This is a genomic window from Neobacillus sp. B4I6, assembly GCF_050434045.1.
GTDB lineage: Bacteria > Bacillota > Bacilli > Bacillales > Cytobacillaceae > Neobacillus.
This window is the reverse complement of sequence record NZ_JBNPWB010000002.1, coordinates 2350927-2371266: the sequence shown is the minus strand read 5'-3', so window position 1 is coordinate 2371266 and position 20340 is coordinate 2350927. Positions and strand designations below refer to the sequence as shown.

The following is a 20340-nucleotide window of genomic DNA, read 5'->3' as shown; positions in this document are numbered from 1 at the left end:
CACGTAGAATGTGTGCTTCCTTTTGTTTTTAAGCCATTTAAAACTCTACTTATTATTCTAGAAGATGATGAAGCATTCTTTTAGGGTCATTTAAGAACTGTTTCATGATTTTCGTCTTTACTTCAATTTGAATGATTAGCTACACTAGCCTTCACCTTGATGGAAGAATCACTTGCTTGCTTCTTCCAGAACAATGTAATCACGATTCCCAGAGAAAGTATCACAGTTGCAAAGTAGTAAGGGTAGTTAATATCTATATCAAATAATATACCCCCTAGAATTGGTCCACTAATGTTCGCTAAACTTGTAAACATGGAGTTCATTCCACCCACGAAACCTTGTTCGTTCCCGGCGATATTTGAAAGGTATGACGTTACTGCTGGTCGGAATAAATCGAATCCTACGAAAACAATAAATGTAACAAGTAAAATAGAGAAATATGAATGAACAACAGTCATTAAAAAGACAAGTAAGGCTGATAAAATTAAGCAATATCGAAGCAGTTTAATTTCACCCCAAATTCGTGTAAGCCGATCAAATAATATGACCTGTGAAACTGCGCCAAAAATTGCACCACCTGTGATAACAATGGCTATATCGGATGGTTTAAATTGAAATTTATGGTCCACAAATAGACTAAAGAACGATTCAAAAGCTGCTAAACCAAATGAGGCGATAAAAATTAAAATAAACGCAAGAAAATATTTTGGGGAAATAATACGCTTAAAGCCAAACTTATCATTTGATATTTGTTCATTATAATCTTCTTTACGATTCGGCTCAGATAATAAAATAATAGAAAGGATAGACGCAATGGTACCAAGTGCTCCTGCAAAGAAGAATGGTATACGTGTTCCAAATTCCGCTAAAAATCCACCAATGCCTGGACCAATAATAAATCCTGTACTAATGGCAGCTGACATATAACCCAGTGCCTTTGGGCGAGTATCCAAATCTGTAATATCAGCAATAAAAGCTGTAACAGCTGGCATGATGAATGCAGCACTAATTCCACCCAAAATACGGGAAATAATTAGCATTTCGATTCCTTTTCCGATCCCAAATAATAATTCTGAAATGCCGAAAATAAATAAGCCAATGACAATCATAATTTTCCTGCCGAATTTATCTACTGCTTTCCCAGCAAATGGTGAAACAATCAATTGAGCGATAGCAAAAGCTGCCGTTAAATAACCCACTGTTTTCCCAGTTATCCCTAATTCATTCATCAGCGTAGGTAAGACTGGAATGATGAGACCAATTCCCAAAAATGCAATGAATAAATTCATTAATAATAAACCTAAAGTGACTTTATGAGTCTTCATCTTTTACATTCTCCTCAAACAAAACTAATATTGCAAACAAACTTAGGGAATTTATCAGTTGTTTACAATTTCCATCCTAGTGTATATAGTTACTATATAGTCAAGGGTGGTGTTGTAAAAAATGAATAAAAAAAATGAAAAATATTTAACCACTGGTGAATTTGCAAAGCTTTGCAAAGTAAACAAACAGACACTTTTTTATTACGATCAAATTGGGCTTTTGTCTCCGGTGTTGAAAAATGAAAAAGGTTACCGTTATTATTCAATTCGCCAAATAGAGCTATTCTTTGTTATTGATTTATTAAAAGAACTTGATATGCCGCTGAACGATATTCAACAATACATGGAGAATAAATCTCCTGAAAGTTTTTTATCGTTAATGTATCAAAAAAAAGAAGAGATTGTGAAAAAGCGTCAGGAGATTGATAGGAAGGAAAAAATGATCAAGGCAAAAATCGCCTTAATGGAAGAAGCGTCACACCTTGATTTTCAACGAATTACGCTTGAACAATTACCAGAAGCAACACTTTATTTAAGTAGAAACATCGAAAATATAACGGATGAAGAATTTGTAGAGGTCATTTCAGATTTTATTAATGAATTAAACGTTTCTCAACTTGATTCAGGATATCCAATAGGTGGTATAACAAAACGAGAACAAGTAATAAAGGGGGAATTCTCTAATTATAGTTATTTATATATTGAGCAACCGAATCCAAAGGTAGGATATCCGTATTTTCAAGCTGTAAAGGGTGATTTTCTGATTGGCTATCATGTTGGGGATGAGAAAACAATTAATGAAACGTATAAGCGACTTTTTTCAGAAATGGAACGTTTAAATTTAACCTTAGGTGATTATGTTTTTGAAGAGTATATTTACGATACAGTTGTAATGAATCATAAGGAACATTACGTCACCAAAATTATGATACAAGTCTATCCAATAGGATAGTTAATTCTTCAATAATTCTTGTTTAGACAAGCTTGGGAAATTTAATCCAAGCTATTATTATTGGTCAAATCGACCAGCTATTGTAGGAAGAAAAGAGGACAAGGAAAGGGAAGTCTTTATTCGATGTGAAATTTAGATAAAACGATAACTGACAAGTTAATAACTTTATTTAACAATTAATACCGGGCACGTTGAATCATTTTTTGTAAAAAACAGAAGATTGACACTATGATAAATGATATATAAAATATTTTTATATATTTAAAGATAAAAGATTGGGGCTATGACATGTTTAAAACTGAGATGAACACCGTAGTAACTCTATGTCAGCTTCACACAGACCTATCGGAACAAGACATACAAAAGATCCAAGAAGTGGTTCAAAACCTGCAATTAATTGCCGATTTAAATCAAGCAAATGTGTTTGTAGATTGCCAAACAAGTGAAAAAAAGCATGCTATTGTGGTGGCAGAAGCAGCACCTGCAACGGCCAATTCTGTCTATAAAAATCCGGTGGTCGGAAAGTTTGCCTACGAAACGTTTGAGCCTGCAGTTTTTTATGCGTTTCGGACGGGTAAGCCGCTTTTTCTCAATCATGCCTTAACCCAGGAAGGGAAAAAAGTCGAACAAAGCGTTGTTCCGATTGTTGGAATTCATAACCGAGTGATTGGCACGTTGATCATGGAGAAAGACAACAGTGATAAGCTCCTAAATCAAAATAAACTGAAAGCGCTAACAGAAGCGAATGAGACGCTTAGCGAACTCTTACTGGGAATGGCTGAAAATCGCCCTTTTATCCCAGATGTGATTGAGGAATCTCTATTCATTATTGACGAGGATTTTCAGATTCAATATTCGAATCCTGCTGCGATGAATCTTGTTTTAGAAATGTGTTCGGAGGAATGTAAAAGCGGCAATCTTTTTACTTCCTATTTTCCTAACCTTGCAGAAATTTGCAGGCTGCCGGATGAACTTGTGGTCCAAGAAATCATCATTCAAAATAAAGTCTTTCAAATGAAAAAAATTGCTCTTGTGCAGCATGAGAAAAATAGCGGATCGTTTATCATTTTTCGTGACTTAACAGAGCTGCGCCAAAAGGAGAGGGAGCTTACCGTAAAGTCTGTGGCCATCCGGGAAATCCATCATCGTGTAAAAAATAACTTGCAAACGGTAGCGAGTCTTCTTCGGCTGCAGATGCGAAGAGGGGTCCCCGAAGAAGGCAAGTTTTATTTTATCGAAAGCCTCAACCGAATTTTAAGTATTGCCTCTGTCTATGAAATCATCTTATCCAATTCTGAAAATCAGGATGATGTAGAGATTGTTAGTTTAATCGAAAAAATTGGGAATATGCTGGTCTTTAGTGAAGATCATGAAGGAAAATTGATTTCGATCGACTATTCCGGCCCAAAGATCCTTATTAATTCGAATCTAGCTGTTTCCGTTGCTCTTGTTATAAATGAATTAATTCAAAATTGTGTGAAGCATGCATTTGCGGAGATGACAGAGGGCCAAATTAATGTAGTCATCCAGGAAGAGGCTTCTGCAGTAAGAGTCCTTGTAAAAGATAATGGAATTGGCTATACTCCTTCTATGAAGCCATCATTAGGGCTTGATATTGTTAAAATGATGATAGAACATGATTTATCGGGCCATTTTTCCATTGAAGGAACAAGTGAAGGAACGGAAGTAACCGTCGAATTTCCCTTTGCGAGGGAGGATTAAGGAATGAAAAAGCGAATTATCGTTGTTGAAGATGAGTCCATCGTCCGATTGGATGTTTCCCTCATGTTAAAGGATGCTGGCTATGATGTTGTGGCTGAAGCAGCTGATGGCGAGAAAGCAATTGAATTGGCTTACAGCCTTAAGCCTGACTTAATGATTATGGATATTAAAATGCCGAAGCTGAACGGTTTAAAGGCCAGTGAGATTATTTCCAACAAATTCAATATCCCGATTTTGCTGTTAACGGCCTATAGTCAAAAGGAATATATAGAAAAAGCGAAGAAGGCAAATATTTTAGGGTATCTTGTAAAGCCGATTTCGGAGGCTAACTTGATTCCTGCGGTTGAAATTGCTTTGAAGCAGGCAGAAAATGCTATTCTTTATAAAGAAAAAGTAGAAGAAATGAATCGGGAACTGAAAAACCGAAAGATTGTTGAAAAAGCAAAAGGAATTTTAATGAAACAATTGAATTTACCGGAGGAAACGGCTTACAATAAGATTAGAGACCTTAGCATGAAAAAACAAATGCCATTGGAAAAAGTGGCAAAGTACATTATTTTGAAGTACCCAAGTTAGTTTACAAGTGAATAGATGAAGCAAAGGTGCTTAGTAGGTTTTATTTTTTATAAAAATAAAGTCTATTAGGCTTTTTTTTTTATTAATTTGAGAGGCGGGTTTGTCGTGAACGAAGAGAAAAAGAGGTTTATACAGGAGTTTGTCCCAGGGAAACAGGTAACTTTAAGCCATATTATTGCCAATCCGGACCCGGATATGATTGAAAAACTGGGGATCCAGGAGGCTGGGGCATTAGGGATTTTGACGCTGACCCCAAGTGAGACGGTGATTATTGCCGGAGATTTAGCCACCAAATCGGCTAATGTCAAGTTAGGATTTTTGGATCGCTTTACCGGAAGTCTTGTGATTGTCGGCAATGTTTCAGAGGTGGAAATGGCGATGCAGGAAATCAACCGTTTTTTGCAGGATACGCTGAAATATACCCCGGCGGAGATCACGAAGTCATAGAATCAGAAAATAGAATTTTTCAAGAAAGGAGGAAATATGATGACGAAAAAGAACCGAGCCATGCTGATCGGTTCCATTGGGGCCGGAAAATCGACGTTAACAAATGCATTGCTTGACCGGGACGTGCCTGCTGTCAAAACGCAGTCGCTGAATTACTATGATTGGATTGTTGATACCCCAGGAGAATATTGTGAAAACCCGTTCTACTATAAAAATATCATGGCAACGGCATTAGAAGTGACACATGTCCTGTATTTACAGGATGCGACCAAGAAGAAAATGATTTTCCCGCCAGGATTCAGCAGCGGAATCAATAAAATCCCCATTGGGGTGGTCACAAAAAGTGATTCAGACCAGGCTGACGTTGAACTAGCCATTTCTTTGTTAAAAAAGGTAATCGTAACCAAAGGTCCGATTGTCATTACCTCTTCCCTAAAAAATGAAGGAATAGAGGAGATCCGGAATCTGGTAAACCACCGTTCGACACAGGAAATGAAGAAGTATCTTGAAGGAAATCCATCCCCATTTGTAATTTTTTAAATGAAAGCCTTTACAATATCCAGAAAATAATTTATATTATGAATAACAAATGAATTTAATGGCAATGGCGCCTCTTTTAAACTATCTAATTTGGGATAGTTTACAAGGGGCGCTTTTTGTTTTGTTGGGGGAGTTGAGATGAAGTTCAAAGGCCCGCAAAAAGAAGAAATGATCAGTGCGGGAATCGATATAGGCACAAGTACAACAAAGCTGGTAATCAGCCGGTTCACGTTAATGAATATGGCTGGCGGGGCACATGTGCCGCGAATTGAAATCATTGACAAACAGGTCATCCATCGCAGCCCGATTTACCGGACACCGCTGCTTTCACCAACCACCATTGATATTGAAAAAATTGAAGACTTTGTCAGAAAGGAATATCAGAAAGCAGGTATTGAGCCAAAGGATATTCGAACGGGAGCAGTGATCATTACGGGTGAAACAGCCACAAAGTCAAATGCAGAAGTAATGCTGCATCAGCTGTCTGACCAGGCTGGGGAGTTTCTAGTTGCAACAGCTGGTCCTGACTTAGAAGGAATTATTGCCGCTAAGGGATCGGGCGCCTATGAATATTCGAAAGATACGAGGAAGGTTATCGCCAATATCGATATCGGCGGGGGTACAGCCAATGTGGCCGTTTATAAATCTGGCAGACTTTGTGGAACCTGTACGCTTCATGTAGGCGGCAGATTAATTGAATGTAACGATAATAAAATCCAGAGTATTTCTCCGCCTGTTAAAAATTTACTGCGACAATGGGATTCTAGGATGGTGGAGGGGCAAACCCAAAATCCATCAGCGATAAAACAAGTAACCGATTTTATGGCAGATGTCATTGCGCGGATGTTAAAAAAGGCACTCACAAACGAGGATCTAACTTTGCTGCTAGGGCATGAACCTAACTGGGTGGAAGATATTGAGGCGATTATGTTCTCAGGCGGGATAAGTGAATGCATTTATCAGCATGAGACCGGAATCGTACAGTCGGCCAAATACGATGATATCGGGTTGATGTTAGCCGCCTCCTTAAAGGAAAGCTCAAGTCTTGCTCAATGGACTTGGGTAAAGCCGCAGGAAACGGTTCGGGCCACAGTGCTGGGCGCCGGAATGCAAACGACTGAAATCAGCGGCGCAACCATTGAAGTTGATCATCGTAAATTGCCGATGAAAAACTTGCCGGTTTACCAGATTCGATTCGAGGGTGATTTTAAAACGGAAATAAACCAATTATCCAAGCGGATTGAGGAAGCACTCGATCTCTATGACCCACAGCGTGAGGGACAGAATTTTGCGGTTTATTTTTCAGAATTGCCTTACTTAAAATTCCGTGAAATCGATGAATTTGCTGAATCCATCCTCAAAGCAATGAAACAAAAACCGAATCAAGCTCAGCCATTGGTCCTTGTGCTTGACCGGGATTATGCAAAAGTTCTTGGGCAAACACTTAAGCGGAAGGCTCCGGTGCAATCCGTCATTTGTATTGATCAAATTAAAGTTGAAAATGGGGACTATTTGGATATAGGCCAAGTGCTCGAAACCGATGTTGTTCCTGTCATCATAAAAACATTAACATTCCAGAAATGACGAAAGGGGGCATTCTTATGAGATTAAAGTCCACCTATTTAGGTACCGTCTATCAATTTTCCTCACTAAAGGATTTATTTGCGAAAGCAAATGAAGAAAAATCCGGCGACCGCTTAGCAGGGATCGCTGCTGAGACCGTTCAGGAAAGAATCGCAGCAAAACAAGTGTTGAGCTATTTAACACTACAAGATATTAGGGAAAATCCCATGCTATCTCCTGAAGAGGATGAGGTTTCAAGGATTATCGAGGGTCAGATCAACGAACCCATCTATCAATCGATTAAAAATTGGTCTGTTTCGGAACTTCGCGAGTATATCCTGAACGATTCAACTACCGGTGAAGACTTGAAACGCCTCAGCCGAGGTCTGAATAGTGAAATGATTGCAGCGGTGGCAAAGATCATGTCCAACCTCGATTTAGTCCATGCCGCCAATAAAATTGAAGTTTTATCCAAATGCAATATTACGATTGGTCAAAAAGGAGTGTTAGCCTCTAGGCTGCAGCCAAACCATCCGACGGATAATGTCGACGGGATGATGGCCTCAATGAAAGAAGGGCTTGCGTATGGGATTGGAGATGCAGTAATTGGAATAAACCCGGTAGATGACTCCTGTGAAAGTGTAAAACGGTTATTGCATGCGACACATGACTTTATTCAAAAATGGGAAATTCCAACGCAAAACTGTGTGCTTGCCCATGTGACAGCTCAAATGAAAGCGGTCCAGCAGGGGGCGCCGGCAGATATGATTTTCCAGAGTATTGCCGGAACCGAAGCGGCGAATCGTTCTTTCGGGATTACCGCTTCCCTCTTGGAGGAAGCCAATGAAATGGCGAAAGTATACGGTACAGGAACTGGTCCACAACGTTTGTATTTTGAGACAGGTCAAGGCTCGGAATTATCCGCCGAAGCTCATTATGATATCGACCAATTGACAATGGAATCCCGGAATTATGGCTTTGCCCGCTACTATGACCCGTATATTGTCAATACGGTAGTCGGCTTTATCGGACCAGAGTACTTGTACAACAACAAACAAGTGATTCGAGCCGGTCTTGAAGATCATTTTATGGGAAAAATGCATGGCATTCCAATGGGCGTTGATATTTGCTATACGAACCATATTAAAGCAGACCAGAATGACATTGAAGATCTTGGCGTGCTGCTTTCCGCGGCAGGGGTGAATTTTATTATCGCTGCGCCAATGGGTGATGATTGTATGCTCAATTACCAGAGCTTAAGTTATCACGATGTTGCGACATTAAGACAGACGCTGAATAAACGGCCGGCACCATCATTTGAAGCATGGCTGGAGAAAATGGGGATTTTTGAAAACGGGAAATTAAGTAAATATGCAGGTGACCCGACGATTTTTTCGCGATAGGAGGTGTAAGGAGTGAATCCTGAGTTAGTGGAACAAATCACGAAAATGGTGGTTGAAAAATTGCAGACGAGGACCGCTGCTGGCGGTGCGGCGGTGGAAGAAGTTAAGAAAAAGACGAACGATGATACATCGGCAAAAGTGGAAGTGAAATTTTGGAGCCACCGGACGAATCATGTTGAAACAGAGTGTAATCAAAGTCCGGGCTGCACGGTGTCAGCCCATGAAAAAGAAATACTTCTTGAACCAAAGCCGCCTGTAGGACTTGAAAATCCGATTAATAAGGAAGAGCTGGATCTTTTAATTAGCAAAACACCGGCAAGAATTGGCGTCGGCCGTGCGGGATTAAGGCCCAAAACGGACACTTGGCTGAAGTTTCGCTTTGACCATGCGGCAGCAGTCGATGCCGTTTATGGTGATGTCGATCCGAAAATACTTGAAAGCTTATCCTTATTAAAAGTTAACACGAAGGTTACCGACAAAGAGGTCTATGTCCGCCGTCCTGACTTCGGCCGAAAGCTCTCTGATGAGGCAAAACAATTAATTGATCAAAAATGTAAAAAGTCTCCGACGGTTCAAATTATTGTTTCTGACGGCTTAAGTTCGAAAGCGGTCGAGGAAAATTTAGAGGATGTCTATTTATCTCTTAATCAATCGCTTCAAAGCTTAGGGCTCGATGTCGGAACACCATTTTTTATCGAAAAAGGCCGGGTGGCGGCAATGGATGATGTTGGGGAGATCCTAAAACCGAAAGTGATTATTTACTTGATTGGTGAACGTCCAGGTCTCGTGAGTGCGGAATCGTTAAGTGCGTATCTCTGCTACGAACCACGCCACGGCACCATTGAGGCCGACCGGATGGTCATCTCCAATATTCATAAAGGCGGCATTCCACCGGTGGAGGCCGGCGCCTATATCGGAACGATCGTGCAAAAAATATTAAAATATGAAGCTAGCGGTGTTTCGCTGGTACAAAAAGAGCAATAAGGGGAGGGTTAATAAATGGCATTAGAACGAATTCATGCAAATATCTTGGCTGTTCGGATTATTCCAAACGTTGACCCTGCCTTAGCAGCTCAGTTTCAGTTAAAACCCCATCAACGGAGTTTAGCGATTTTTACCTCAACGATTGACGATGTCGGCTATACAGCTCTTGATGAAGCAACGAAACGCGCAGATGTTGATGTTGTCTATGCAAAGTCCTTCTACGCAGGTTCCGCGCATACATCAGGGCCATTGTCTGGGGAAATGATCGGCGTGTTGGCCGGTCCAAGTCCAGATGAAGTAAAAAGCGGGATGGATGCGGTGATTCAAACCGCAGAAAATGAAGCGTATTTTGAGGCAATCAATGAGGAAAAAAGCCATGCATTGTATGCCCATGTCGTGGCAAGAACCGGTTCTTATCTATCAGCTGAGGCAGGGATTAATCAAGGAGAAGCACTAGCCTATTTGATTGCTCCGCCGCTTGAGGCGGTGTATGGAATGGATGCGGCGTTAAAGGCTGCTGATGTAGAGCTGGTTAAGTTTTTTGGACCGCCTTCGGAAACAAACTTTGGAGGTGGGCTATTGACCGGGTCGCAATCGGCATGCCAGGCGGCAGCGGATGCTTTTCGTGCTGTGATTATCGAAATTGCGAGAAATCCACGACAGTATTAAGATTCCTATTTAATAGGCGGATAATGCTGCATACGTGTAATTTTTTACACAAAAAACAAGAGAGAAAGGAGTGTCCCTGTTGCCATTTGATTTAGATTTACAATCCATTCAGGAAATGCGGGATGCAGTTCAGAAAGCTAAAGAAGCACAGCAAAAGTACTTGGCGTTTTCCCAAGAACAAGTCGACAAAATTGTGAAACGGGCAGCCGAAGCGGCTGCTGCCAAATCACTTGAATTAGCCCAGATGGCGGTCGAAGAAACCGGAATGGGTGTAGTCGAACATAAAAAAATGAAAAATGACGTCGGTTCAAATGCTGTCTATGAATCTATTAAAAACGAGAAGACAGTTGGAATTATTAACGAGGACCGTACAAAGAAAATAGTCGAAGTCGCCTCACCTTTTGGGGTGATTGCCGGGATCATTCCAACGACAAATCCAACTTCGAGTGCGATTTTTAAAGCATTAATCGCCCTAAAAACAAGAAATGGAATCGTATTTAGTCCGCACCCACGGGCAGTGAAATGCTCAGTCGCCGCTTTAAAGATTTGTTTGGAGGCAGCCGTTGATGCGGGAGCGCCGGACGGAATTATTGGCTGGATCTCAAAACCAACAATGGCAGCAACCACTGAATTAATGCACCATCGTGATATTAATTTGATTTTAGCAACTGGCGGAAAAGATTTAGTCCGTGCTGCCTACAGTTCAGGTAAGCCTGCATATGGTGTCGGTCCTGGAAACGTGCCCGTCTATATCGAAAAAACCGCCAATATCGAAAAAGCGGTCAAAATGATTGTTCAAAGCAAAACGTTTGATAACGGCACGATTTGTGCAACGGAACAAGCCATTGTGGTTGACCATAATGTCAAAGAAATGGCCGTAAGGGAGCTTAAAAATAATGGTGCCTATTTCTTAAATGAGCAGGAGAAATCACTTTTAGAAAAGGTGATTTCACCATTGCCAGGAAAGCTGAATCCGGCAATTGTTGGTCAAAGTGCTGTCAAGATTGCGGAATTGGCGGGTATTTCCGTTCCAGCCGACACAACGATTTTAATTGCGGAAGAAACGCGGATAGGGAAGGACGTTCCTTTTTCCATTGAAAAATTGTCGCCGATCTTTCCGATTTATACAGCTGAAAGCTATGAAAGTGCAAAAGAGCTGTGTGTGAAAATCTTAAATTTAGGCGGGATGGGACATAGCTTATCCCTTCACACCAATGATGACAATGTAGCCCGTGAATTTGCGCTATTCATGCCAGTATCACGACTGATGGTGAATACTCTTTCTTCCATTGGTGCGGTTGGAGCCACAACGGAATTGATGCCATCGCTGACACTTGGCTGTGGATCATTTGGCGGTAATATTACTTCAGACAATCTAACGGCCCGCCATTTAATCAATATCAAAAGAATGGCCTATGGAACAAAAGAGGTTAACGTTCCAAAACCATCCAGCAAAAGTCCTGCTCCACAATGGGGTGCCAGTAACCATGTAGACGAGATTGTGAATCAGGTTTTAAGCAATGTGAATGTATCGGGCCAGCTAGATTCGCAGGTCATTTCTGAATTGGTAAATCAAGTATTAAAAAAATATCAAATGAATTAATAGGAGGAATTTACAATGGCTAGAGAATTAACAGCATTAGGAATGGTGGAAACAAAAGGTTTGGTAGCATCCGTAGAAGCAGCAGATGCAATGGTAAAGGCAGCAAACGTACATTTAGTCGGTAAAGTACATGTTGGCGGCGGGCTTGTAACGGTTCTTGTCCGCGGAGATGTAGGTGCGGTTAAAGCGGCAACTGAAGCAGGTGCGGCAGCAGCAGAACGTGTTGGTGAACTATTATCTGTTCATGTCATCCCACGTCCGCACAACGAATTGGAGAGCATTTTACCTAAATTAGAAGTGGAAGTGTAAGAAGTAAGGAGCCAATTCGATGAATGAACAATCTATTCGAACGGTTGTTGAAGAAGTGATTCAGCAATTGTTAAAAAAGGACTTCAGACCCAATACAATCCCGTTGGCTGTCTCTGCACGCCATTGCCACTTAAGTCAAGCTGATTTAGAAACGCTTTTTGGCAAAGGGTATGAGTTAACGAAAAAAGCGGACTTGTCTCAGCCCGGTCAATTTGCAGCTAATGAAACGGTGGTCATTGTCGGACCAAGAGGAAGCATTGAAAAAGTGCGAATCCTCGGTCCGGCCCGTTCTTTAACACAAGTGGAAGTCAGCAGAACAGATGCAGTAAAGCTTGGGTTGAACCCGCCGCTAAGGGAATCGGGCAATATTGCTGGTTCTGCACCGATTACTCTGGCAGGGCCCAAAGGAAGTATTTTCAAAAATGAAGGACTGATCATTGCCCAGGCTCATATTCATATGAACCCTGAGGATGCCGCTTATTTTGGCGTTGAAAACGGCGAGTATGTACGAATCCGAACAGAAGGGGAACGCCCGGTTTCGTTTGAAAAAGTACTTATAAGGGTTTCACCGAGATATCAGCTTGAGATGCATATTGATACCGATGAAGCTAATGCCGGGTTCATTACAAGCGGTCAGGCTGGTTTCTTTGTTAAGGATGGGGAGCCTTTAGTAAAACCCCAGTCTGTGACAAATCAGGTATCACCTGAACAAAACAAACCAAAAGAAGTTCATTTTCAAAAAAATCTCTTAACCAAAAGAGATGTGCAGGCATGTCAGTACGAAATGATATCGGTTCGGAAAGGCACAATTGTGACACCATTGGCACGAGATGCAGCAAGAGAGTTGAAAAAAAGCATCCAGGTTATGGATTAGTTTAAGGGGATGATTTTTTGTTAGTTGGAACGGTGATAGGAAATGTATGGGCGACAAGGAAGGAAGAGAATCTAACAGGATTAAAATATTTATTTGTCCAGCCGGAGCTTCCATCCGGGGCGCCTATCCTTTCACCGTTTATTGCGGTGGATCGGATTGGTGCCGGAGTCGGAGATAAAGTGATGGTCACAACGGGAAGTGCGGCAGCAAATATTATCGGTGATCATAGAATGCCGATTGATGCTGTCATTATCGGAATTATCGATTCTATTGATGTTGAAGGAGGTGCGTAAGTGATGTCAAAAGCCTTAGGAATGATTGAAACTAGAGGGCTGATTGCCTCGATCGTTGCCGCAGATGCAATGGTTAAAGCAGCGGATGTACGTTTAGTTAAAAAAGAAAAAGTGGACGCCGGACTCGTTTCGATTTTAGTAGAAGGAGATGTCGGGGCTGTCCAGGCGGCGGTCGATGCTGGCAAGTATGCTGCTCAAAGTGTCGGGGTGCTGGTAACCGCGCATGTGATCCCGCGTCCGGATGAGGGAGTAGGGCAAATGTTGGCACAGACGCCGAAAAAGGGCGAGGAGAAACCAAAACCTGCAAAAAAAGGTCAAAGAGCAAAACAAGATGAGCCTCCAGCACAAACAGAATAATTTTAAAAAGAATGGAGGAAGAAACATGGTTTTCAAACGTAAAAAAATTGCAGTGATTGGTGCAGGATTTACTGGTGCAACAGCGGCGCTGATGATTGCGCAAAAAGAATTAGGAGATGTCATTCTGGTTGATATCCCGTCTCAAAACGATCCAACCAAAGGGAAGGCACTGGATATGCTGGAAGCAAGCCCTGTCCAAGGCTTTAATGCAAATATAACGGGTACCTCAGATTATGCGGATATACAGGATGCTGATTTGGTGTTAATCACTGCAGGACTGCCGCGGAAACCAGGGATGAGCCGGGATGATTTGGTTTCGACCAATGCAAAAATTATCGAGCAAGTCTCTGAAAATATTAAAAAATATGCGCCGAATAGCTACATTATCGTTTTAAGTAATCCTGTTGATGCGATGACCCATGTTTGCTATAAAACAACAGGGTTTCCTAAAAATAGGATTATCGGTCAGTCCGGAGTCTTAGATACTGCGCGTTTCAACACTTTTGTTGCACAGGAATTGAATGTGTCAGTGGAAGATATTTCAGGTTTTGTCCTTGGCGGGCATGGTGATGATATGGTCCCATTGGTTCGATTCTCTTATGCCGGCGGAATCCCGCTTGATAAAATTCTCCCGCCTCACCGAATTGAAGCGATTGTGGAAAGAACGCGTAAAGGCGGCGGCGAGATTGTCAGTTTGCTAGGTCAAGGCAGTGCCTACTACGCCCCGGCAGCCTCGATGGTCCAAATGGCTGAAGCCATATTAAAAGACAAAAAACGAATCTTGCCATGTATTGCCTATCTGGAAGGGGAATATGGCTATCAGGATTTATATCTAGGGGTTCCAACGATCCTTGGCGGCGATGGGATTGAAACGGTAATAGAAATTGCGTTAACCCCTGAAGAAAAAACAGCCCTTGATCAATCAGCCCAATCTGTTCGGAATGTTATGTCGGTTTTGAAGACACGATAATATTTGGATAATATATCCTGTGAATCCTTCTACAATTCTATATTAAACTAGTAGCACCTAGTTTTGGAAATAGTCGTGTATGGGATATGGTTTTACTTTTATATTTCCAGGAGATTTACTTTGAAAGGGGAAGGGTTTATGGAGCAGGGAAACAACCATTTACAAAAAGCGCTTAAACCAATTCATCTCTGGGGTATTGCTGTAGGGATGGTCATATCCGGCCAATATTTTGGCTGGAACTATGGTTTTGAATCAGGCGGCACCATTGGCCTCGGCATTGCCGCACTGATTATTATTGTCTTTTATACGACCTTTATTTTTAGTTATTCAGAGCTTTCAACTTCCATCCCTCATGCCGGCGGACCGTCTGCCTACGCCCGAAAGGCAATGGGGCCGTTTATGGGCTTTATAACCGGTTTAGCCTGTTTACTGGAATTCGTATTTGCCCCTCCAGCGATTGCGGTTTCTGTTGGAGCGTATATCAATTTCTTAATCCCAAGTATTAATCCCGTTTATGCAACGGTCGGAATGTTTATTTTATTTATTTTGGTCAACCTCATCGGCGTAAAAGGTGCCGCTATCATTGAGTTAGTGGCAACGGTATTGGCACTGATCGGTCTCGCGATTTATTATGTGGCCGGTTTACCTCATGTTCAATCATCCAATATATTTAATGATATGGCTTTTAGTCATGGCTGGTCCGGTGTTTTGGCAGCGATTCCATTTGCCATTTGGTTCTTCCTTGCGATTGAAGGGGGAGCGATGGCAGCAGAAGAGGTGCGCGACCCGAAGAAGGATATTCCAAAAGGCTTTATTTCCGGAATTTTAACGCTTGGTGTGGCAACGATTTTAACCTTAGTCGTAACGGCAGGACTTGGCGGCGGTAACGGTAAACCGGCGGATTATCCACTTCCACAGGCATTGGAAAGTATTTATGGAGAAGGCAGCTTTATTCCAAAATCAGTTGCCATTATCGGTTTATTTGGTTTAATTGCCAGCTTGCACGGTATTATTATTGGTTATTCCCGTCAAACGTTTGCCCTGGCTCGTGCAGGATACCTGCCTAAGTTTTTGTCTAATCTTTCGAAACGCGGGGTGCCGCATTGGGGCTTGATTGTTCCTGGAGCGATTGGAGTGATCGCAGCAGGCTCAGCAAACTTTGCTAATGCGTTGATTATCCTATCCGTTTTTGGTGCGATTACGATGTACTGCTTAAGTATGGTTTCGTTGTTTGTGCTGCGGAAAAAGGAGCCGAATTTGGAAAGACCATTTAAGGTGAGCTATCCTGTGGTACCGGCGATTGCATTAGTATTGGGTGTTTTCTCTTTCTTCTGCGTGGTAAAATACAGCGTGTTAACGACAACTCTTCCTTTGTTTGGAGTGGAGCTGCCTTTGGCGGGTGTGATTCTGACGATTTTTGGTGTGGCGATTGTCTACTATTTCTTAGTAGGATCCAAGAATCTTCGTCCAATGTCGGAGGAGTTTGTTTTAATTGAGGATGTGACTTCTGGAGAAACAGGGACAGATGAGAAAATAGGATAACGTTCAATAGAAAAAGATGTTCCATTGGGGTGGGGCATCTTTTTTGTATTCGTTGAATGGATTGGATACAGACGGTCCTCAAATAATGCCCCTGTTCGTATAAGTTATCATGAACGAAACTAGCTCCTTACTCGTAACACCGTAGGTTAACTAGCAAAGTTATTTCGTGCAGGTGAATTAACCTCTGTTTACGTGCCAACAGAAGATGAGAACTGGATGTTTCATGATAGGAAGTATTTGTTAACAAGCATTAATAGATAAAAGCAGTTGGCTTTGTCTGCCTTGACTGATATAATAGTAGGATATGAAGTGGAATACGATGTAATGTGGGGGAACCGGTGATGCCGGTTGAGATTTAGTCCGTGAGACGATGACCCTTGGAACCTGATCTGGTTGATACCGGCGGAGGGAACATATTCTTAAACAATTAATTGTTTGCTGATATGCACTCAGGTTTCTTTGCCTGGGTGCTTTATTTTGTTTAAGCAAGTTTTTGCCTTCTAACCAACACTGAGGTTTCAGCCAATTTATTTTGTTTCACTTTAGATATTATTTTTACATATGGGGGATTCTACATGAAGAAATGGCTAGTACTAGTCCTTTCAGTCCTTTTAGTGACTGGATGCAGCAGCAAAAAAGAAACAGAAAACGCAAAAGAAAAAAAACAGCCGCTTAAAAAGGTCTCGATTGTACTGGATTGGACGCCAAATACCAATCATACTGGATTATATGTAGCAAAAGAAAAAGGATTCTTTAAAAAAGAAGGCTTGGATGTGGATATTATCATGCCGGGTGAGACCGGTGCTGACCAACTTGTAGCTTCTGGCAAGGCGCAGTTTGGTGTTGGCTACCAAGAAGCGATTACCCAGGCACGTATTCAAGGGGTACCGCTCGTATCGATCGCTGCAGTGATTCAACACAATACATCAGGATTCGCTTCACCAGCTGGCAAACAGATTCAATCTCCGAAAGATTTTCAAGGAAAAACATATGGTGGATGGGGCTCGCCAGTCGAAAAATCTGTCATCACTTCTCTCATGAAAAAGGAAAACGCCGATGCCAATAAGGTGAAAATCGTGAACATGGGGGATACGGACTTTTTTACGGCTGTGAAACGAGACATCGATTTCGCTTGGATTTACTATGGGTGGACTGGTGTAGAAGCAGAGCTTCGTAATGAAAAAATTAATATGGTTTACTTAACAGATTACTCTGACAAACTGGACTACTATACACCTGTTTTAGAAACAAACGAGAAAATGATCAAAGAGGACCCTGAAACGGTTAAGGCGTTCGTAAATGCCGCTGCCAAGGGGTATGAATTTGCCATTAAAAACCCTGATCAAGCTGCAGATATCCTGATTAAAGCAGCACCGGATTTAGATCCAAAGCTTGTAAAGAAGAGTCAAGAATGGTTGTCTCCAAAATATCAGGATGATGCAAAGGAATGGGGAATTCAAAAGCAAGAGGTTTGGGAAAATTATGCCCAATGGATGTATGATAATAAGCTTCTTGACAAGAAATTAGATGCGAAAAAAGCATTTACAAATGAATTTTTACCAAAACACTAGGGGGTAGAAAAACATGGCGAATTCATTAATCAGCATTCAAATCATACCGAAAACAAAGGATGGAGAAGACGTCATTCCATACGTTGATTCAGCCATTAAAGTCATTGCTGAATCTGGTGTGAAATATGAGGTACACCCGTTAGAAACAACCATGGAAGGCGAACTGCACGAATTATTTACTGTGATTTCAAAAATGAATGAACGAATGATTGAAATGGGAAGCAAAAATGTCATTTCTCAAGTGAAAATCCTTTATCAGCCAACAGGCATTTCCATGGATGACTTAACGGAGAAATATCGATCATGAGGAAGAATCTTGTAAAAGGGTGGAGACCGATTTTGGTTCTCCTCCTTTTGTTTGTCATTTGGGAGATTGTCGTTAAAATATCAGAAGTGCCGGAATGGCTTCTTCCGCCGCCATCAAAGATTTTCACAGAGGCCATTGCCGGTTGGCGTGATTTTTATCCAGATGTGTTTTCAACGGTTAAAATTTCATTATTTGGATTTGTAGTTGGAGCATTCATTGGACTGGCAGTCGCCGTTTTATTCCATCTTGTACCTGTTTTAAGGGATTCCTTCTATCCATTGTTGATTTTATCACAAAATGTTCCCATTATCGTTCTGGCTCCACTGTTGGTGATTTGGTTTGGGTTTGGCTTATTGCCCAAAATGATTGTCATCACCCTTGTTTGTTTCTTTCCCATTACAGTGGCCGCCTTGGATGGATTTAGCCAAACCCCTTCAGAGTTGAAGCATTATATGAGGATGGCAGGTGCATCCAAAACACAGCTTTTTTGGAAATTGGAGCTGCCGTTTTCGTTGCCCTCGATTTTTTCAGGCTTTAAGGTTTCTGCCACGTATAGTGTAATGGGTGCCGTTATTTCTGAATGGCTTGGTGCTAAGCAGGGGATTGGTGTCTTTATGACATTCGCATCGTCGTCTTTTCGAACGGACCGGGTGTTCGTTGCCATTTTTACCATCATGTTCTTAAGCCTCTTATTTTTCTTTTTAATCGTTTTTATGGAGCGAAGAGTGGTTCGCTGGCAGCTGAAAGGGGATGAGAAATAATGAGCTATCTTCGTTTTCAAAACGTTTCGAAACGTTTCGGGCAAAATGAAGTACTGAATGGCCTTGATTTTTCCATTAATAAAGATGAATTTGTTTCTATTATTGGCCCTTCAGGTAGTGGGAAAAGCACCATTTTCAATTTAATAGGAGGAATTCTTTCACCAGATGAAGGGGAGATCCTATTAGACAACCAGTGCGTTAATGGAAAGCGTGGTTTTATTAGCTATATGCCTCAAACTTCTTCTCTTTTCCCGTGGAGGACGATACTTGAAAATGTCCTTCTTGGCCAAGAACTTCAGGGAAAAAAAGAGGTAAAAGCAGCACGAGAAATGCTGGCGATTGCAGGACTCTCTGATTATGAAAACGCCTATCCTCACATGCTATCTGGAGGAATGAAGCAGCGGGCTGCTTTTATCCGTGCCTTATTGAGCCCGCAAGAGGTGATCTGTCTTGATGAGCCTTTTTCAGCATTAGATGAGCTAACCCGGTTTGAAATGCAGAAATGGTTATTGGAAATGTGGGAATCACATCGAAGGACTATTCTTTTTATTACTCATCATATTGAGGAAGCACTGTTTCTATCCGATCGAGTGATGATGCTGTCTGGTAAGCAAGCAAAGGTCGTTTCAAACATAGAGGTTCCATTTGAAAGGCCGCGGCACGAAGGTATTCTACTAGATGAAAGCTTTATTCACCGGAAAAGGGATGTATATTACCAATTAGTAGGTGAAATCAAATGAACATGATCGACGCTCATATACATTTGGATCGCTATCAGGATGAGGAAATCAAAAGGATTGTATTGGATTCTGCCCATATCGAAGCCTTGATTTCTGTATCCTTTCATTTGGATTCCAGTAAAAGAAACCTTTTGCTCTCACAAAAATATCAAAAGGTAAAACCTGCATTTGGCTACCATCCAGAACAAACATTGCCTTCTGAAAACGAGCTGAACGTGCTGCTAAATTGGATGGACGACCACCGTGATGAAATGATTGCTGTAGGAGAGGTGGGGCTGCCATACTACTTAAGGCAAGAGCAGGGGATTTCGATTGCTCCTTATCTTGAAGTAATAGAAGCTTTTATAAGTAAGGCGAAAATATGGGACAAACCGATTGTTCTTCATGCTGTTTACGATGATGCGCCTCTCGTTTGTGACCTTCTCGAAAAATATTCTGTTTCCAAAGCGCATTTTCATTGGTTTAAAGGGGATCAGAAAACAATAGACCGAATGATACGAAACGGCTACCATATTTCTATTACCCCGGATGTGGTGTATGAACAAGAAATCCAGCAGCTTGTCAATGTCTATCCTCTCGAGCTCATGATGGTTGAAACAGATGGACCTTGGCCATTTGAAGGTCCATTTGCGGGGAAAATGACCCATCCGAATATGATGGAGGAGTCCATAAGAAAAATTGCACTGCTTAAGAAGCTTTCCGCTGCGGAAGTTTCAGATGTCTTACATCAAAACACAAAAGGGTTTTATCAATTAACATCTTGAAGCTGCCGATCAAACATTGGCAGCTTTCTTTATTTGTAAAAGTTTTTTATCTTCCCTGATTTCCGCAC

The 20340-nt window shown here is 41.5% G+C and carries 22 protein-coding genes and 1 riboswitch; of the genes, 21 read left to right on the top strand and 1 reads right to left on the bottom strand.

Features of this window, described 5'->3' with window-relative positions:
* Nucleotides 1-122: 122 nt before the first annotated feature.
* A complete protein-coding gene (gene norA, locus QF028_RS13695) occupies nucleotides 123-1325 on the bottom strand; it encodes a multidrug efflux MFS transporter NorA (protein ID WP_429466198.1) in 1203 nt (400 codons plus the stop codon).
* A gap of 121 nt (nucleotides 1326-1446) precedes the next feature.
* On the opposite strand from norA, the gene QF028_RS13690 reads away from it, so the two are divergent.
* The 21 genes from QF028_RS13690 to QF028_RS13590 all read left to right on the top strand — a co-directional run bounded on the left by QF028_RS13690 (nucleotide 1447) and on the right by QF028_RS13590 (nucleotide 20272).
* On the top strand, nucleotides 1447-2277 hold the full coding sequence (locus QF028_RS13690; RefSeq protein WP_429466196.1) for a MerR family transcriptional regulator: 831 nt from the start codon (nucleotides 1447-1449) through the stop codon (nucleotides 2275-2277).
* Between the two features lie 288 nt (nucleotides 2278-2565).
* Nucleotides 2566-3999 (top strand): histidine kinase N-terminal domain-containing protein, encoded by a 1434-nt coding sequence (locus QF028_RS13685; RefSeq protein WP_429466194.1) that lies wholly within the window; start codon nucleotides 2566-2568, stop codon nucleotides 3997-3999.
* Nucleotides 4000-4002: 3 nt separating this feature from the next.
* Nucleotides 4003-4575, top strand: a complete 573-nt coding sequence (locus QF028_RS13680; protein WP_026564955.1) for an ANTAR domain-containing response regulator — start codon at nucleotides 4003-4005, stop codon at nucleotides 4573-4575.
* A 105-nt stretch (nucleotides 4576-4680) separates the two neighbouring features.
* Nucleotides 4681-5022, top strand: coding sequence for an ethanolamine utilization microcompartment protein EutS (gene eutS / locus QF028_RS13675; RefSeq protein WP_429466192.1), 342 nt, complete (start codon nucleotides 4681-4683; stop codon nucleotides 5020-5022).
* 39 nt (nucleotides 5023-5061) lie between these two features.
* Complete coding sequence (locus QF028_RS13670) at nucleotides 5062-5562, top strand: EutP/PduV family microcompartment system protein (protein WP_429472327.1); 501 nt, start codon at nucleotides 5062-5064, stop codon at nucleotides 5560-5562.
* A 138-nt stretch (nucleotides 5563-5700) separates the two neighbouring features.
* Nucleotides 5701-7146: an ethanolamine ammonia-lyase reactivating factor EutA gene (locus tag QF028_RS13665; protein WP_429466190.1), complete on the top strand. Its 1446-nt coding sequence runs from the start codon at nucleotides 5701-5703 to the stop codon at nucleotides 7144-7146.
* A 17-nt stretch (nucleotides 7147-7163) separates the two neighbouring features.
* Complete coding sequence (locus QF028_RS13660) at nucleotides 7164-8528, top strand: ethanolamine ammonia-lyase subunit EutB (protein WP_429466188.1); 1365 nt, start codon at nucleotides 7164-7166, stop codon at nucleotides 8526-8528.
* A 12-nt stretch (nucleotides 8529-8540) separates the two neighbouring features.
* Entirely contained in the window at nucleotides 8541-9512 is a 972-nt protein-coding gene (gene eutC, locus QF028_RS13655) for an ethanolamine ammonia-lyase subunit EutC (RefSeq protein ID WP_429466186.1), read from the top strand.
* Between the two features lie 15 nt (nucleotides 9513-9527).
* Nucleotides 9528-10181 (top strand): ethanolamine utilization microcompartment protein EutL, encoded by a 654-nt coding sequence (gene eutL, locus QF028_RS13650; RefSeq protein WP_429466184.1) that lies wholly within the window; start codon nucleotides 9528-9530, stop codon nucleotides 10179-10181.
* 79 nt (nucleotides 10182-10260) lie between these two features.
* Entirely contained in the window at nucleotides 10261-11784 is a 1524-nt protein-coding gene (locus tag QF028_RS13645) for an aldehyde dehydrogenase family protein (RefSeq protein ID WP_429466182.1), read from the top strand.
* Between the two features lie 15 nt (nucleotides 11785-11799).
* Nucleotides 11800-12093: a BMC domain-containing protein gene (locus QF028_RS13640; RefSeq protein WP_144555092.1), complete on the top strand. Its 294-nt coding sequence runs from the start codon at nucleotides 11800-11802 to the stop codon at nucleotides 12091-12093.
* A 19-nt stretch (nucleotides 12094-12112) separates the two neighbouring features.
* On the top strand, nucleotides 12113-12967 hold the full coding sequence (gene pduL / locus QF028_RS13635) for a phosphate propanoyltransferase (RefSeq protein WP_429466180.1): 855 nt from the start codon (nucleotides 12113-12115) through the stop codon (nucleotides 12965-12967).
* A gap of 17 nt (nucleotides 12968-12984) precedes the next feature.
* Entirely contained in the window at nucleotides 12985-13260 is a 276-nt protein-coding gene (locus QF028_RS13630) for a EutN/CcmL family microcompartment protein (RefSeq protein ID WP_168243714.1), read from the top strand.
* Nucleotides 13261-13263: 3 nt separating this feature from the next.
* Complete coding sequence (locus QF028_RS13625; RefSeq protein ID WP_429466177.1) at nucleotides 13264-13617, top strand: BMC domain-containing protein; 354 nt, start codon at nucleotides 13264-13266, stop codon at nucleotides 13615-13617.
* A 25-nt stretch (nucleotides 13618-13642) separates the two neighbouring features.
* Entirely contained in the window at nucleotides 13643-14587 is a 945-nt protein-coding gene (gene mdh, locus QF028_RS13620; RefSeq protein ID WP_429466175.1) for a malate dehydrogenase, read from the top strand.
* Nucleotides 14588-14725: 138 nt separating this feature from the next.
* A complete protein-coding gene (gene eat, locus QF028_RS13615) occupies nucleotides 14726-16129 on the top strand; it encodes an ethanolamine permease (RefSeq protein WP_429466173.1) in 1404 nt (467 codons plus the stop codon).
* A 318-nt stretch (nucleotides 16130-16447) separates the two neighbouring features.
* A riboswitch (TPP riboswitch) is annotated at nucleotides 16448-16557 on the top strand.
* Between the two features lie 147 nt (nucleotides 16558-16704).
* Nucleotides 16705-17700: an ABC transporter substrate-binding protein gene (locus tag QF028_RS13610; RefSeq protein ID WP_429466171.1), complete on the top strand. Its 996-nt coding sequence runs from the start codon at nucleotides 16705-16707 to the stop codon at nucleotides 17698-17700.
* A 13-nt stretch (nucleotides 17701-17713) separates the two neighbouring features.
* Nucleotides 17714-18007 (top strand): thiamine-binding protein, encoded by a 294-nt coding sequence (locus tag QF028_RS13605; RefSeq protein WP_429466169.1) that lies wholly within the window; start codon nucleotides 17714-17716, stop codon nucleotides 18005-18007.
* Nucleotides 18004-18768: an ABC transporter permease gene (locus tag QF028_RS13600; RefSeq protein WP_429466167.1), complete on the top strand. Its 765-nt coding sequence runs from the start codon at nucleotides 18004-18006 to the stop codon at nucleotides 18766-18768. Before QF028_RS13605 ends, QF028_RS13600 begins: the two co-directional genes overlap by 4 nt.
* Complete coding sequence (locus QF028_RS13595) at nucleotides 18768-19508, top strand: ABC transporter ATP-binding protein (protein WP_429466165.1); 741 nt, start codon at nucleotides 18768-18770, stop codon at nucleotides 19506-19508. Before QF028_RS13600 ends, QF028_RS13595 begins: the two co-directional genes overlap by 1 nt.
* On the top strand, nucleotides 19505-20272 hold the full coding sequence (locus tag QF028_RS13590; protein ID WP_429466163.1) for a TatD family hydrolase: 768 nt from the start codon (nucleotides 19505-19507) through the stop codon (nucleotides 20270-20272). Before QF028_RS13595 ends, QF028_RS13590 begins: the two co-directional genes overlap by 4 nt.
* Nucleotides 20273-20340 lie beyond the last annotated feature (68 nt).